This is a genomic window from Alkalisalibacterium limincola, assembly GCF_008017755.1.
GTDB classification, from domain to species: domain Bacteria; phylum Pseudomonadota; class Gammaproteobacteria; order Xanthomonadales; family Xanthomonadaceae; genus Alkalisalibacterium; species Alkalisalibacterium limincola.
On the sequence record NZ_VRTS01000010.1, the window covers coordinates 1 to 15,477 of the forward strand.

11 protein-coding genes and 3 pseudogenes are annotated in these 15,477 nt (G+C 69.0%); 13 read left to right on the forward strand and 1 reads right to left on the reverse strand.

From position 1 onward, the window contains the following. Positions 1-161: 161 nt before the first annotated feature. Positions 162-1,097: a carbohydrate kinase family protein gene (locus FU658_RS12520; protein ID WP_147892392.1), complete on the reverse strand. Its 936-nt coding sequence runs from the start codon at positions 1,095-1,097 to the stop codon at positions 162-164. 189 nt (positions 1,098-1,286) lie between these two features. On the opposite strand from FU658_RS12520, the gene FU658_RS12525 reads away from it, so the two are divergent. The 13 genes and pseudogenes from FU658_RS12525 to FU658_RS12585 all read left to right on the forward strand — a co-directional run bounded on the left by FU658_RS12525 (position 1,287) and on the right by FU658_RS12585 (position 15,445). Then, complete coding sequence (locus FU658_RS12525; RefSeq protein ID WP_147892393.1) at positions 1,287-2,333, forward strand: rod shape-determining protein; 1,047 nt, start codon at positions 1,287-1,289, stop codon at positions 2,331-2,333. 44 nt (positions 2,334-2,377) lie between these two features. Further along, positions 2,378-3,304, forward strand: coding sequence for a rod shape-determining protein MreC (gene mreC / locus FU658_RS12530; protein ID WP_187266105.1), 927 nt, complete (start codon positions 2,378-2,380; stop codon positions 3,302-3,304). Then, positions 3,301-3,792 carry a rod shape-determining protein MreD gene (gene mreD, locus FU658_RS12535; RefSeq protein WP_147892395.1) on the forward strand — a complete coding sequence of 164 codons (492 nt, stop codon included), beginning with the start codon at positions 3,301-3,303 and terminating at the stop codon, positions 3,790-3,792. The genes mreC and mreD overlap by 4 nt, the downstream gene beginning before the upstream one ends. After that, positions 3,789-5,645 (forward strand): penicillin-binding protein 2, encoded by a 1,857-nt coding sequence (gene mrdA, locus FU658_RS12540; protein ID WP_147892396.1) that lies wholly within the window; start codon positions 3,789-3,791, stop codon positions 5,643-5,645. Before mreD ends, mrdA begins: the two co-directional genes overlap by 4 nt. Further along, a complete protein-coding gene (gene rodA / locus FU658_RS12545) occupies positions 5,642-6,748 on the forward strand; it encodes a rod shape-determining protein RodA (protein WP_147892397.1) in 1,107 nt (368 codons plus the stop codon). The genes mrdA and rodA overlap by 4 nt, the downstream gene beginning before the upstream one ends. Positions 6,749-6,855: 107 nt before the next feature. After that, positions 6,856-7,815 (forward strand): lytic murein transglycosylase B, encoded by a 960-nt coding sequence (gene mltB, locus FU658_RS12550; protein WP_147892398.1) that lies wholly within the window; start codon positions 6,856-6,858, stop codon positions 7,813-7,815. Between the two features lie 9 nt (positions 7,816-7,824). Then, on the forward strand, positions 7,825-8,817 hold the full coding sequence (locus FU658_RS12555) for a septal ring lytic transglycosylase RlpA family protein (protein WP_147892399.1): 993 nt from the start codon (positions 7,825-7,827) through the stop codon (positions 8,815-8,817). 90 nt (positions 8,818-8,907) lie between these two features. Further along, the gene (locus FU658_RS12560) at positions 8,908-10,143 is read left to right on the forward strand and encodes a D-alanyl-D-alanine carboxypeptidase family protein (protein ID WP_147892400.1); all 1,236 of its coding nucleotides are present in this window, start codon (positions 8,908-8,910) and stop codon (positions 10,141-10,143) included. A gap of 63 nt (positions 10,144-10,206) precedes the next feature. Beyond that, positions 10,207-10,485, forward strand: a complete 279-nt coding sequence (locus tag FU658_RS12565; protein ID WP_147892401.1) for a DUF493 family protein — start codon at positions 10,207-10,209, stop codon at positions 10,483-10,485. After that, positions 10,473-11,163: pseudogene (gene lipB, locus FU658_RS12570) on the forward strand (lipoyl(octanoyl) transferase LipB). The gene FU658_RS12565 and the pseudogene lipB overlap by 13 nt, the downstream one beginning before the upstream one ends. A gap of 8 nt (positions 11,164-11,171) precedes the next feature. Beyond that, a pseudogene (gene lipA, locus FU658_RS12575) lies at positions 11,172-12,180 on the forward strand (lipoyl synthase). Positions 12,181-12,348: 168 nt separating this feature from the next. Beyond that, a pseudogene (locus FU658_RS15545) lies at positions 12,349-14,510 on the forward strand (carboxy terminal-processing peptidase). Positions 14,511-14,608: 98 nt separating this feature from the next. Continuing rightward, positions 14,609-15,445, forward strand: a complete 837-nt coding sequence (locus FU658_RS12585) for a methylated-DNA--[protein]-cysteine S-methyltransferase (protein ID WP_255505606.1) — start codon at positions 14,609-14,611, stop codon at positions 15,443-15,445. The last annotated feature ends 32 nt before the right edge of the window (positions 15,446-15,477 follow it).

Genomic DNA, 15,477 nt, shown 5'->3' on the forward strand with positions numbered 1-15,477 from the left:
TCATCCGAAACGCCGGTCCCCAGGGGCCGGCATTTCTCTTTGTCTGGCGCAAGCCCGGAACGAAGGCTGGACCGATTATCTTTGTTGATTATCGAGCGATCAGATGGGCAATAAAAAAGCGGGCCGAAGCCCGCTTTTCCTTGCTCTCCACGCCACGGTTTTCAGCGCAGCGCGTAGCCGAACTGCTGGCGGAACTGCTCGGCGAACTTTTCGTAGGTGAAGCGGTGGTTCTGCGGGCCGAGATGCTCGATCTTGAGCGCCCCCATCAGCGAGGCAATGCGCCCCGACGTGGCCAGGTCCATTCCCTTCATCAGGCCGAAGATGAGTCCGGCGCGATAGGCGTCGCCGCACCCGGTCGGGTCGACCACGCGCATCGCATTGGCCGGCGGTATGTGGATCTCGCCGTCGGGCGTGTGCACGTCCGAACCCTGTGGGCCACGGGTGATGATGTAGGCCTGCACGCGCCCGGCGATGTCGCGGATGCTCAATCCGGTCTTGTCCTGCAACAGGCTCGACTCGTAGTCGTTGACCGTGACGTAGGTGGCCTGGTCGATCATGCGGGTGAGCTCCTCGCCGTTGAACAGCGGCATCGCCTGGCCCGGGTCGAAGATGAAGGGAATCCCCAGCTCCGCGAACTCGCTCGCGTTCTGCAGCATGGCTTCGTAGCCGTCGGGTCCGACGATGCCGAAGGCAACGCCTTCCACGTCGCGCACGTGGTTCTCGAACGAGCGCATCATCGCGCCGGGGTGGAAGGCGGTGATCTGGTTGTCGTCGAGGTCCGTGGTGATGAAGGCCTGCGCGGTGAAGAGGTCCGGGATCTCCTTGACCATCGCCATGGTGATTCCGCGCTCCTCGAAGTGCTCGCGATAGGGGCCGAAATCCTGTCCGACGGTGGCCATCGGGGTCGGGTTCCCACCCAGCAGCTTGAGGTTGTAGGCGATGTTGCCTGCACAGCCACCGAACTCGCGCCGCATGCGGGGCACCAGGAACGACACGTTCAGGATGTGGACCTTGTCCGGCAGGATGTGGTTCTTGAACTGGTCCGGGAACACCATGATGGTGTCGTAGGCGAGCGAGCCGCAGATCAGGGCAGTCATTGTCGGTGGGGTCTCCAGTGGGGTCGCCTGTGCGGCAAACCCGCCCATGGTATCGCGCCCGCTGAACGCCGGCACGCGCGAGCTCACGGATCCGAGCGATTTTTCCTTGCTGCACAATGGGGTGGTTGCTAGTCTAGCCAGCTTCGCGCCGCGTTCTGAGCGGTCCTGTATCCCAGGCGATTCCCCCTTATGTTCAAGAAGTTCCGTGGTCTTTTCTCCAACGACCTGTCCATTGACCTGGGCACGGCGAACACCCTGATCTATGTACGTGGCCAGGGCATCGTGCTCAACGAGCCATCCGTGGTCGCGATCCGGCAGGACCGTACACCGGGTTCGCCCAAGTCCGTGGCGGCCGTCGGCGCGGAGGCGAAGCTGATGCTGGGCCGCACGCCCGGCAACATCACCACGATCCGGCCGATGAAGGATGGCGTCATTGCCGACTTCACTACGACCGAGGAGATGCTCAAGCACTTCATCCGCAAGGTGCACAAGTCGCGATTGCTGCGACCCAGCCCGCGGGTGCTGATCTGCGTGCCCTGCGGCTCGACCCAGGTCGAGCGACGCGCGATCAAGGAGTCGGCCGAGGAAGCCGGAGCACGTGAGGTCTACCTGATCGAGGAGCCGATGGCCGCAGCGATCGGTGCGGGCATCCCGGTGCACGAGGCACGCGGTTCGATGGTGATCGACATCGGTGGCGGCACCTCCGAGGTGGCGGTCATCTCGCTCAACGGCATCGTCTACTCGCAGTCCGTGCGCATCGGCGGCGACCGCTTCGACGAAGCGATCATCAGCTACGTGCGCCGCAGCCACGGCACGCTGATCGGTGAAACCACCGCCGAACGCATCAAGATGACGATCGGCTGCGCCTACCCGCAGGACGAGGTGCTCGAGATCGAGGTGTCCGGACGCAACCTGGCCGAAGGCGTGCCGCGGATGATCCGCATCAACTCCAACGAAGTGCTCGAGGCGCTGCACGAGCCCCTGTCGGGCATCGTCACGGCGGTCAAGCAGGCGCTGGAGCAGACCCCGCCGGAGCTGTGTGCCGACGTGGCCGAGCGCGGCATCGTGCTGACCGGTGGCAGCTCCCTGCTCAAGGACCTCGACAAGCTGGTGTCCGAGGAAACGGGCCTGGCGGTGAACCTGGCCGACGATCCGCTGACCTGCGTGGCGCGCGGCGGTGGCCGGGCGCTGGAACTCATCGACATGCACGGCAACGAGTTCTTCGCCCCGGAATGACCGCCGGCGCCGTCCACCCAGCCTGAGGGGCCGCGAGCGCCGTGGTGTACGCCGGCTTATCGAGTTCGAATCGATCCTCCGACAGCAGTGTCGGCATCCTGGGGCTGCTCGCCTACCTGGGTGCCGCGGTGGTGTTGATGGTGGTAGACCATCGTGGCGACTGGCTGTCGGAAGTTCGGCGCCAGGCCGGGTCCGTGGTCGCCCCGCTTTACTGGGTGGCGTCGTCGCCGGTGCGCCTGGCCACCACCGGCTACGAACAGTTCGCCAGCCGGCAGCGGTTGAACGAGGAGAACGCGCAGTTGCGCGAAAACCTGCTGGTGGCCAATGCGCGGCTGTATCGCCTCGAGGCGGTGGCCAACGAGAACCAGCGCCTGCGCGAGCTGCTCGGCGGAACGCGCGGCTACCAGCTCGACGTCCAGCTGGCGAGCATCCTGGACATCGACCTCGACCCTTTCCGCCATCGCGTGGTGCTCGACCAGGGCGCCCGCCAGGGGGTCAATGTCGGCCAGGCGATGATCGATGCCGGTGGATTGGCCGGCCAGGTGACCGACGTCCAGCCCCACCGCTCGACAGCGTTGCTGATCACCGATCCCGACCATGCGGTGCCGGTGCAGGTGGTGCGCAGCGGATTGCGCCTGATCGCCTACGGCACGGGGCGCAGCGACGTCATCGAAGTGCGCAACATCCCCCAGAGCGGCGACATCGAAGCAGGCGACGTGCTGGTGACGTCCGGCATCGGCGGCGGCTTTCCGGCCGGCTTTCCGGTCGGCACGATCACCAGCCTGCGGCCCGATGCCACGCAGACGTTCCTGGAGGCCGACGCACGGCCGGCCAGTGCCGCGGCGCGCAGCGGCGAGGTGCTGTTGGTGAGCACGTCCGAGCTGGTCGACTCGGCGGTGGCAGTGGCAGGGCCACCCCGCGAGGGCGATGACCACGTCGAGGCCGAGGACGACGAGGATTCCGGGCCATGAGTCGCCTGCGCGGCAACCCGTTGCTGTTCTGGCTCAGCCTGCTGGTGGCGGTGCTGCTCGGGCTGGTGCCGATGCCGGGGCTGGCCGCGGCGCTCAAACCCTACTGGCTGGGCCTGGTGCTGGTGTACTGGTTGCTCGAGGAACCCCAGCGGGCCGGTCTCGGGCTCGCGTTTGCGTTGGGGCTCGTTGCCGACCTGGTGTTCGGCACGCTGTTCGGGGAACAGGCGCTGCGACTGGTCATGCTGGCCTTCATCGTGCAGCGCTTCCGGCCGCGGTTGCGATTCTTCCCGCTGTGGCAGCAGGCCGTGGCGGTGGCGGCGCTGATGCTCAATGACCGGGTGATTTCCGCGGCGGTGCGCCTGTTCAGCGGGGAGGGCATGCCGCCGGTGGAATTCTGGCTGTCGCCACTCGCGGCGCTGCTGCTGTGGCCGTGGCTGTTCCTGCTGCTCGACTTCCAGCGCATGCGCGGGCGGGAGCGCGAGGGGTGAACCGGCGGCGCAGTCCTGCGATCCGCAATCCGGCGGCTGAAGCGCAGCTGTTCCGCAGGCGTGCGCTGCTGGGATTCCTGATGGCGACGCTCGGCCTGCTGTTGCTGGCCGGCTGGTACTTCCACCTCCAGGTGCTGGAGCACGAGCAATACGCCACGCGCTCCGAGGCCAACCGCATCAAGCAGCGTCCCATCGTGCCGGGCCGGGGGCTCATCCACGACCGGGCCGGGCGCCTGCTCGCCGACAACGTGCCGGCCTATCGGCTGGAGATCGTGGCCGAGGAGGTTCGCGACATCGAGGCGACCCTGCGTGGATTGGCGGAGATCCTTCCGGTCAGCGAGGAGGAGGTGCAGCGCTACCGTGCCGCCCGCCAGGCAACGCGCGGGTTCCGGGCCGTGCCGCTGAAGCTTCGGCTGGAGGAGGCCGAGGTGGCCCGCTTCGCCGTGAACCGCCACCGCTTCCCCGGCGTGGACGTGGTGCCGTACCTGACCCGCCGCTACCCCTATGGCGAGCTGTTCGCGCACGTGGTGGGCTACGTCGGTCGCGTCGACGAGGCCGACCTGCAGCGCCTGGGCGACCGCCGCTATTCGGTGCTGACCCACATCGGCAAGACCGGCATCGAGTTCCAGTACGAGGAGCGGCTGCGCGGCGAGATCGGCCAGGAGCGCGTCGAGCAGAACGTGCGCGGTCGCGACATCCGCGTCCTGGCACGCGAGCCCGGGCGTCCGGGGCAAGACCTCTACCTGAGCATCGACGCACGCCTGCAGCAGGCCACGATCGACGCCTTCGAGGGCCAGCACGGTGCGGCGGTCGTGGTGGATCCACGCAGTGGCGAGATCCTGGCCATGGTCAGCCTGCCGGCATTCGATCCGAACCTGTTCGTTGGCGGCATCTCGGTGGCCGACTACCGGGCGTTGATGGATTCGCCATCGCAGCCGATGTTCAACCGCGTCGTGCGGGGCGGCTACGAGCCGGGATCCACGATCAAGCCGTTCGTCGCGCTGGCGGGATTGGCCGAGGGCATCGTTCGCCCGGAGACGACCGTGCTGTCGACCGGCGCCTACCGGCTGCCCGGCCAGTCGCGCGAGTACCGCGACTGGCGACCGGGTGGCCACGGTCGGACCAACCTGGTCGAATCGCTGGCCCAGTCGGTCAACACCTACTACTACCACCTGGCCGTCGAGCTGGGCATCGAGCGCCTGGGCCGGCACATGCAGGCCTTCGGCTTCGGCACGCCGACCGGCGTCGACCTGCCCGGAGAATCCTCGGGCATCCTGCCTTCGCCGGAATGGAAGCGCTCGGCCCGCAACGAGCCCTGGTATCCGGGCGAGACGGTGATCAGCGGGATCGGCCAGGGCTTCTGGGTGACCACGCCCCTGCAGCTGGCCCAGGGCACCGCGATCATCGCTGCCCGGGGCGAGCACCACCCGCTGCACCTGCTGCGCGAGTCCCAGGATGGCTTCGGCGCCGAGCGCGTGCGCGAACCGATCGCCGCGCCGCGCCGCGTCGTGGCGAACGCAGAGCACCTTGCCGCGGTCGACCGCGGCCTGGTCGCGGTGATGCACAGCCCCACCGGCACCGCCCGCGCCACCGCGCAGGGCCTTGAATACCTGATCGCCGGCAAGACCGGTACGGCCCAGCGCGTGACCCGTCGCGGTGACGCCTCCACCTCGCTCGACGATCTGCCCTTCCACCTGCGCCACCGGGCGCTGTTCATGGCCTACGCGCCGGCCGAGGACCCGCAGCTGGCGCTGGCACTGGTGGTGGAGAGCGGTGGCTCGGGCTCGCGTGCCGCCGCACCCGTGGCACGGCGTATCTTCGATGCCTGGCTGAATCGGCAGGAGGAGCAATGAAGCGCGCGATCGCCTACGCCGGGCACGTGGTCGGCCGCGTGATCGCACCGCTGGACCTGCCGCTGCTGGCCGGTCTGCTGATGATCATGTGCATCGGCCTGGTGGTGCTGTCGAGCGCGGCCGCCGATTCGCCGATCCTGGTGCGAAACCAGGCGATCCGCTTCGCCATTGGCCTGGGCGCGCTGCTGGTGCTGGCCCACATCACGCCGGCACGCATGCGCCTGTGGACGCCCTACATCTTCGCTTTGACGCTGGTCCTGCTGCTGCTGGTCCCGCTGATGGGAACCGGGCGCAGCGGCGGACGCTGGCTCTACCTTGGCTTCTTCTACCTGCAGCCCTCCGAGCTGATGAAGATCAGCGTGCCGATGATGGTGGCCTGGTTGCTGCACCGTGCGCCGCTGCCCCCGGGCTGGACGGGGCTCGGTGCAAGCCTGGTGGTGATCGGCATCCCGGCGGGACTGACGGCGATGCAACCCGACCTGGGGACCGCGCTGCTGATCACCTCCTCGGGCGTGTTCGCGATCTTCCTGGCCGGCCTGGCCTGGTGGCGCATCGGCCTGCTGGGCCTCGCGGGCCTGTCGGGCCTGCCGGTGCTGTGGTTCTCGCTGCGCGAGTACCAGCGCAACCGCCTGCTCACGTTCATGGACCCCGATGCCGACCCGCTGGGCACCGGCTGGAACATCGCCCAGTCCAAGATCGCCCTTGGATCGGGCGGGCTCACCGGAAAGGGGTGGGGCCAGGGCAGCCAGTCGCACCTGGACTTCCTGCCCGAGCACACCACCGATTTCATCTTCGCCGTGCTGGGCGAGGAGTTCGGCTTCGTCGGTGTCGGGGTGACGCTGCTGCTCTACCTGCTGGTGATGGGGCGGGCACTCTGGCTGGCCTCGGAAGCGCGCGACAGTTACGCCCGGCTGCTGGCGGGCGCGCTGGCGTTGGGCTTCTTCGTCTACATCTTCGTCAATGGCGGGATGATCTCCGGTCTGCTGCCGGTGGTTGGCGCGCCGATGCCGCTGCTGAGCTACGGGGGCACCTCGGCGGTGTCGCTGTTGGCGGGTTTCGGAGTGATCATGTCGGCCCATGCCCACCGACGCTTCCTTCGCTAGGCCGGGAACCGGCATGGCATCGCGTGGTCACAGCCCCGGAACGCCGGCCCGGCATTGGGGCCTGCGGGCCTCCATGTTAGATTCCCCCAAACATTCCGGAACTCAAGATGATCAATCGCACGTTGGCCTGCGGCCTGCTGGTCCTGCTCTCCTCCACCGCCTTCGCCGACGACGCGATGCGTGCCGAGTTCCTCCGGGAGACGGCTCAGCGCCACGGCGTCGACCCGGCCGCGGTCGAAGCGACGCTGTCGCAGGCGCGCTACCAGCAGAGCATCATCAACGCGATCTCGCGGCCTGCCGAGGCCAAGCCGTGGAAGGACTACCGGCCCATCTTCCTGACCGCCGACCGCATCCGCGACGGGCAGCGCTTCAAGGCCGACCACGTCGACGCGCTTCGCGCGGTCGAGGCCGATACCGGGGTGCCGCCGGAAATGGTGGTCTCGATCCTGGGCGTGGAGACCTTCTACGGCCGCATCACCGGCAGCTTCCGCGTGCTCGACGCGCTGTACACGCTGGGTTTCCATTACCCGCCGCGCCAGGACTTCTTCCGCAGCGAGCTCGGCCACCTCTTCGCGCTGGTCGAGGAGCAGGGGCTGGACATCAACGAGATCCGCGGCAGCTACGCCGGCGCGATGGGCTGGGGCCAGTTCATCCCGTCCAGCTACCGCGCCTATGCACGCGACGGCGATGGCGACGGCCGGATCGACCTGTTCAACTCGCTGCCCGACGTGTTCGCGTCGGTCGCGAACTATTTCGCCGAGCACGGCTGGAAGGCCGGGGAGCCGATCGCGGTGCGCGCCCGGGTCGAAGAGCGCGCGGCGCAGTTCGAGCCCGATGGCTACCCGCCGACCTACACGGTGGGCTTCCTCGCCGAGCAGGGCATCCGCCCGCCGCAGGACATGGATCCCGAAACCGCGGCCAGCATCGTGCGCCTGCAGGGTGCACAGGGCGAGGAGACGTGGATGGTGTTCGACAATTTCTACGTGATCACCCGCTACAACCGCTCGCCGCTCTATGCGATGGCGGTCATGCAGCTGGCTGAAGAAATCGCTGCCGGTTCCCCCTGAGACCCTGCGATGCGTTGGATCCCGACCCGGCCCGAACTGTTGACCCGGCCCGCGCTGGCCTGTGCGCTCGTGTTGCTGGTGGCGTGCTCGGGTTCGCCCAAGCGCGACGCCCCCGCGCCGGTAGCGCGCGCACCGGCCGGCGGCACGAGCAGCGGCGCGGTGGCGCCACTGCCGGGCACCGGCGAGGACCCGTGTGCGGTGATCTACGAGCACAACGAGGCCGACTACACCCCGGGTGGCCTCTACCGTCCCGGCCAGCGGGACCATGCCCCGTCGGGCATTCCCGACATCAGCACGATCCCGGAGCCGGTGCCGCGACGCGAGCCGCTGGCACGCTACGGCAACCGTCCCACCTACAGCGTGCTGGGACGCAACTACCACGTGCTGGAGGATGCGACGGGCTTCTCCGAGCGCGGCATCGCCTCGTGGTATGGCGCGAAGTTCCACGGTCGGCCGACCTCGAGCATGGAGCCCTACGACATGTGCGCATTCACCGCCGCGCACAAGACGCTGCCCCTGCCCAGCTACGCCCGGGTCACGAACCTGGACAACGGGCGCAGCATCATCGTGCGGGTCAACGACCGCGGGCCGTTCCACGACGGACGGGTCATCGACCTGAGCTACGTGGCCGCGCTCAAGCTGGGCATCTACGCCCGCGGCATCGGCAACGTGCAGGTCGATGCGCTGGCCGAGGGCCTGCCGATACGTGACGCCGGCACGCCCGGCACCGCGCTGGCCTCGGCGGCGTCCGCCACCCCGGCGGCGTTCTCTCCAGGCTGGCTCCAAGTGGGCAGTTTCGGAGAACGGGCGAATGCACGTGCCGCCGAGCAGCGCCTGCATGCTGCGGGCATCCGCAACGTCGATACCCGCCGCACCCGCGGCGGCGATCGCACGCTGTGGCGGGTCCGGGTGGGGCCGGTGTCGAGCGCCGGCGAGGCCGACGAGCTGCGCCAGCGCATCGGCGGGCTGGGACTGGGCCAGCCGCAGCTGGTGCGGGAATGATGCCGCGAAACATGTCGTTCAGCCGCTTTTTGCGATCCTAATCCATTGGTTTCAACCGCCGGCGCCGCCGGCCCAAGCACGGAATTCCAGATGAAGTTGTCCACCCGACTGTTTGCCGCCGCGTTCGTGGTCGCGTTCGCGGCGTCCGCCGCCGCCCAGACCCCGGCGCCGCAGCCGGTGCCCGCACCGCAGCCCGCCGCTCCGCAACCCGCCACGCCGGCACCCGCGGCGACGCCGCCCAGCGTGGCCGGCAAGGCGCATATCCTCATGGACCACGCCAGTGGCCAGGTGCTGGCGGGCGACAACATCCACGAGGGCCTGCAGCCGGCCAGCATCACCAAGGTGATGACTGCCTACGTCGTCGCCTCCGAGCTGGCCGCGGGTCGCATTTCGCTCGACGACGAGGTGTTCATTTCCGAGACCGCCTGGCGCCAGGGTGGTGCCGGCACCGATGGCTCGTTCAGCGCGCTCGCGGTGAACAGCCGCGTGCGCCTGGAGGACGTGCTGTACGGGTTGATGGTGCAGTCGGGCAACGATGCGTCGATCGCGCTGGCCGAGCACATCGCCGGCAGCGAAGAGGCCTTCGTCGACCTGATGAACCGGACCGCCAGCGAGCTGGGCATGCGCAACTCGCACTTCCGCAACTCCCACGGCCTGACCGCCGAGGGCCAGATGATGAGTGCCTGGGACATCGCCACGCTGGCCCGGGCGATGGTGACCAACTTCCCCGACCAGTACGCGATCTATTCCACCAAGGAATACACCTACAACGAGATCAAGCAGTACAACCGCAACGGCCTGCTGTGGCGCGACGAGAGCGTGGACGGCATCAAGACCGGCTACACCGCGGCGGCCGGCTACTGCCTGGCGGCTTCGGCCAAGCGCGGCGACCAGCGCCTGATCTCGGTCGTCCTGGGCATCGAGGCCAGTCGCAACGAGGGCTTCCGGCTGCGCGAGGAAGGCAACCAGACCCTGCTCAACTGGGGTTTCCGCAGCTTCGAGACCCATTCGCTGTATGACGCCAACACCGCCGTCGCCGAGCACCGCGTGTTCAAGGGCGAGGCCGCCGAGGTCGAACTGGGCCTGGCGCAGCCGCTGCTGGTGACCGTGCCACGTGGCCGCTACGACGATGTGCGTGCCGAGATGGACGTGCCCAGCCAGCTGGTGGCTCCGATCACCCAGGGCCAGGCCATCGGCACGCTGCGGCTGAGCCTGGACGGCGAGCTGCTGGCCGAGCGCGACCTGGTGGCACTGGCCGAAGTGCCGCAGGGCGGCTTCTTCAAGCGCCTCACGGATGATTTCTGGCTTTGGTGGGACAGCGATTGAGATCGGGCGGACCGGGGCCATGCCGGGCTTGGGAAACTGGCCCGTGGCCCCGATAATGGGCGGATGAGCATCCATTCCGACAACCCCGAGCACGGATTCCAGTTTCCCGGGGATTTCGAGCTCAGCGCGATGGGGCTGGCCGAGGCCGCCCTGCACCAGCGCATCCCGGTGGTGCTGGCCGAGCTGGGACTCAGCGTGGACGACGATGCGACACGGGTGCGCCCCTCCACGAAGGGTAATTACGTGTCGGTGACGGTCCGCTTCCGCGCGCGCAGCCGGGAGGAGCTCGATGCCGCCCACGCCGCCGTGCGCGAGCTGCCGGAAGTGAAGTGGACGCTGTGAGCGCCGCCGCACCTGCCGCAGGGCAGTGGACCGTGCGCGAGCTCGGTCGCCAGCCCTACGAGCGCGTGTGGCGTGCGATGCAGGCCTACACCGACGCCCGCGGCGAGGATGGGGACGACGAGCTGTGGCTGGTCGAGCACGATCCCGTGTTCACGCTGGGCCAGGCCGGCCGCCCCGAGCACGTGCTGGCGCCCGGTGACATCCCGGTGGTCCAGGTGGACCGCGGGGGCCAGGTGACCTACCACGCCGGGCCAGATCGTGGCCTATCCGCTGGTCGACCTGCGCCGAATCAAGCTGGGCGTGCGCGAGCTGGTGTGCCGCATCGAGCAGTCGATGATCGACGTGCTGGCGGACTGGAACATCCACGCCGAGCGCCGCGAAGGGGCGCCGGGCATCTACGTGGCCGGTGCCAAGATCGGCGCGATCGGCCTGCGCGTGCGCCGCGGCTGCAGCTTCCACGGCCTCGCCTTCAACATCGCGATGGACCTCGAGCCCTTCGCGCGCATCAACCCCTGCGGCTACCAGGGCATGGCGGTGACCTCGATGCTGGACCTGGGTGGTCCGTCCAGCATCGCCGACGTCAAGCCGGCCCTGGTGCAGTCCCTGTCCAAACAGCTGGGTTTGCGCCCGGTCCCGAGCGGCCAGTTGCCGCCGCTGCTCGCCCCCGTCGCCGCCTGAGGCCTGTCATGTCCGAACATCCCGAGTCCAAGTCGATCCCGCTGTCGGTGCTGCCGGAGAGCGCCCCGCTGGCCCCGGGGCGCAAGCAGCTGGGTGCCGACAAGATCAGCCGCAGCCCGGTCAAGTTCGATGCCGACGCCCCGGTGCTGCGCAAGCCCAGCTGGATCCGGGTGCGCATCCCGTCGGGCAATGCGGTGCAGAAGCTCAAGTCCAAGCTGCGCGAGAACAGCCTGGTGACGGTGTGCGAGGAGGCGAGCTGCCCGAACATCCACGAATGCTTCAGCCACGGCACCGCCACGTTCATGATCCTGGGCGAGGTGTGCACGCGCCGCTGCAGCTTCTGCGACGTGGCCCACGGCCGCCCCCAAGCCGCCCGACGCGAACGAGCCGGCCAACCTGGCGCGCACGATCGCCGACATGGGCCTGCGCTACGTCGTGGTCACCTCGGTCGACCGCGACGACCTGCGCGACGGGGGTGCCCAGCACTTCGTGGACTGCATCGCCGCGATCCGCGAGGCCTCCCCGGCCACGAAGATCGAGGTGCTGACCCCGGACTTCCGCGGCAAGGGCCGCATGGACCGGGCGCTGGAGATCCTGGCCACGAACCCGCCGGACGTGTTCAACCACAACCTCGAGACCGTGCCGCACCTGTACCGCGACGTGCGCCCAGGGGCCGACTACCAGTGGTCGCTGACCCTGCTCGAGCGCTTCAAGGCGCAGCACCCGGGGGTGCCGACCAAATCCGGCATCATGCTCGGCCTGGGCGAGACCTGGGAGCAGGTGGTGGAAACATTGAACGATCTGCGCTCCCACGCGGTCGATATGGTGACCATCGGCCAGTACCTGCAGCCGACCCCGCACCATCACCCGGTGATCCGCTACTGGACGCCGGAGGAATACAAGGCGCTGGAGACGCTCGGGTACGAACTGGGCTTCACCCACGTGGCGTCCGGGCCGATGGTGCGTTCGTCCTACCACGCCGACCGCATGGCGGCCGAGGCGGGTTTCGCAGCCTGAGGCCGCGGGCCGGCGCCGGTTTCACGCGGTGGTGACGGTATCGGCGGCGCCGATGGCATACGATCGGCACAGGTCCGGTTCATCCGCGGGATGCACTCTGGACGTTGGCGGTCGCCCCCCCGGGTGGGTCCGCCACTCGCCCCATCCCGCGTTGCGAGGAGTTGAAGAATGATCAAGCGCCTGTCCCTGATTGCCTGCGTTGCCCTGCTGCCGGTCCTGGCCGTGGGACTGGACGCGGGCGCCAAGACCGAGGCCGCCGCGCAGGTGGTGCTGGCGCCCAGCGCCGACCAGTCCGGAGCCGCGCGCCTGGTGCACGGCCTGCTCAGCGACAGCCGTTACCACTACTCCCCGCGCAAGCTCGACGACGCGCTCTCGGCCGAGATCTTCGATCGCTACATCGATGCGCTCGACAGCCAGAAGCTGTTCTTCCTGGCCGCGGACGTCGAGCAGTTCCGAACCGCCTACCGCACCCGCCTGGACGACGCGATCCGCGGGGGGCGCGTGGACCCGGCCTTCGAGATCTACAACGTCTACGTCGAGCGGGTGAACGAGCGCGTCGAGCACGCGCGCGCGCTGCTGGAGCGCGAGTTCGACTATTCCACCGACGAGAGCTGGCTCTACGACCGCAAGGACGCCGACTTCTATGCCACGCGCGAGGAGCTCGACGACGCCTGGCGCAAGTCGGTCAAGAACGATGCGTTGCGCCTGCACCTGGCCGGCCGCAGCACCGAGGAGATCCGCACCACGCTGGACCGGCGTTACGCCAACCTGGCCTCGCGGGTCGCCCAGACCAAGTCCGAGGACGTGTTCCAGAGCTTCATGAACGCCTATGCGACCGCGATCGAGCCGCACACCGGCTACATGACGCCGCGTACCTCGGAGAACTTCAACATCTCCATGCGCCTGTCGCTCGAGGGCATCGGCGCGGTGCTGCAGAACCAGCAGGACTTCGTGGTGATCCGTTCGATGGTGCCCGGCGGCCCGGCAGCGTTGTCGGGCAGCATCAGGGTCGGCGACCGGGTGACGGCGGTCGGGCAGGGCACCAGCGGCGAGATGGTCGACGTGGTGGGCTGGCGCCTGGACGACGTGGTCGACATGATCCGCGGCCCCGCCGATTCCCAGGTGCGCCTGGACATCCTGCCGGCCGCAGCCAGCGTCGACGGCGAGCCCGAGCGGGTCGTCATCACCCGGCAGAAGGTGCGTCTTGAGGAGCAGGCCGCGAAGCGCCAGATCCTCGAGGTCGAGGGCCCCGACGGCACCCGCCGGATCGGCGTGATCGAACTGCCGACCTTCTACCAGGACTTCGAGGCACGTCGCCGTGCCGACGCCGACTACAGTTCCGCCACGCGCGACGTGGAGCGCCTGCTGGGCGAGCTGCGCGAGGAGGGCGTGGACGGCGTGGTGATGGACCTGCGCAACAACGGTGGCGGGTCGCTCAACGAGGCGATCGAGCTGACCGGCCTGTTCATCGAGTCCGGCCCGGTCGTGCAGGTGCGCGATGCCGGTGGCCGCGTCGACGTGCATGCCGACCGACCGGCGGCGTGGCCTGGGACGGCCCGCTGGCGGTGTTGATCAACCGGGCGTCCGCCTCGGCCTCGGAGATCTACGCCGCGGCGATACAGGACTACGGGCGTGGACTGATCATCGGTGAACAGAGCTTCGGCAAGGGCACGGTGCAGAACCTGATCGACCTGGACCGCTGGCCGCAGAACGAGACCCCGCGCTTCGGCCAGGTCAAGCTGACCGTCGCGCAGTTCTACCGTCCCGCAGGCGGCAGCACCCAGCACAAGGGCGTGGTGCCGGACATCAGCTTCCCGGTGACGCTGGATGCGACCGAGTTCGGCGAGAGCAGCTACGACAATGCGCTGCCGTGGACCGAGATCGACCCGGCCGCGTTCGTCCGGGTGGGCGACTTCACCCCGCTGAAGCCGAAGCTGGCCGCCCGTCACGAGCTGCGTGCCGCGCAGGACCAGGAGTTCCAGTGGCTGGTCGAGGACATTGCCGAGTTCCGCGAGCAGCGCGAGCGCAACACGATCTCGCTCAACGTGGACGAGCGTCGCGCCGAGCGCGACCGCATGGAGGAGCGCCGCCAGGCCCGCGACGAGGCCCGCCGCGAGCTGGGCCTGGCCGTGAGCGAGCGCCGCAGCGGCGACGACGGGCTGCAGGCCGATGAGCGTGCGGTGACCGAGGACGATGACGAGGAGCGTCCCGACCCGTTGCTCAAGGAGTCGGCCAACATCCTCGTGGATGCGATCGCCCTGCTGGACGAAGACCAGCAGCTGGCCGCCCGGGTGCACCTGGAGCGGGGTGCCGGCCGCTGGGTGCAGTAGACCCCGCGCGTGCAAGAAACGGATATCCGGCGCCTTCGGGCGCCGGTATCGTTTGTGGCATGGGAAAACACTCCGCCAAGCGGGTCCAGGGACAAGCCGTGGCATCGCCACCCACCGATACGGTCGCGCTGGCACGCGAGCACCTCGACCGGGAGGACCTGACGCTGTCGGCCTTGGCTCACCGGGTGGGTGAGGCGCCCCATACGCTCCGGCGCGCGTTCATCGATCGATTCGGGCTCAGTCCGGCGCAATACCGGGCCCAGTCGCGCGTGGAGCGCCTGCGCAAGCACCTGCGTGCCGGCGACGAGGTCAGCGCGGCCGTCTACGGGGCGGGGTACGGCTCGCCCAGCCGCGTCTACCAGGACGGCGCCGCGCGCCTGGGCATGACGCCTGCGAGCTACCGGCGCGGCGGCGAGGGCATGTCGATCTACTACACGGTGGTGGAATGCCCGTTGGGTCGTGCGCTGGTGGCGACGACCCGGCGCGGTGTCTGCAGCGTGGCACTGGGGGGCAGCGCTGCCGGGCTGGAGGCCGGGCTGGCGGCGGAGTTCCCCAGGGCACGCATCGAGCGCGTCGACGCCGGCAGCCCCGAGTTCGTCGCGCCGCGGGTCGCGGCGGTGGCCGCGGCCCTGGCCGGACGCAGCGGCGGTGCGGACGTCCGGGTGGAACTGCTGGGAACCGCTTTCCAGTTCCGGGTCTGGGAAGCGCTGATGCGCATCCCCGCGGGACAAACCAGAACCTACGCCGAGCTGGCACGGGAACTCGGCCAGCCGGCCGCCGTGCGCGCGGTCGCCGGCGCCTGCGCGCGCAACAAGGTCGCGGTGCTGGTGCCCTGCCACCGGGTGGTGCGCAGCGATGGCAGCCTGGGCGGGTATCGATGGGGGCTGCCGCGCAAGCAGGCCCTGCTGGACCGCGAGGCCGGCGCGGCAGGCTAGAATCGCGCTCCGCCGGTCCTCCCTCCTTCCTC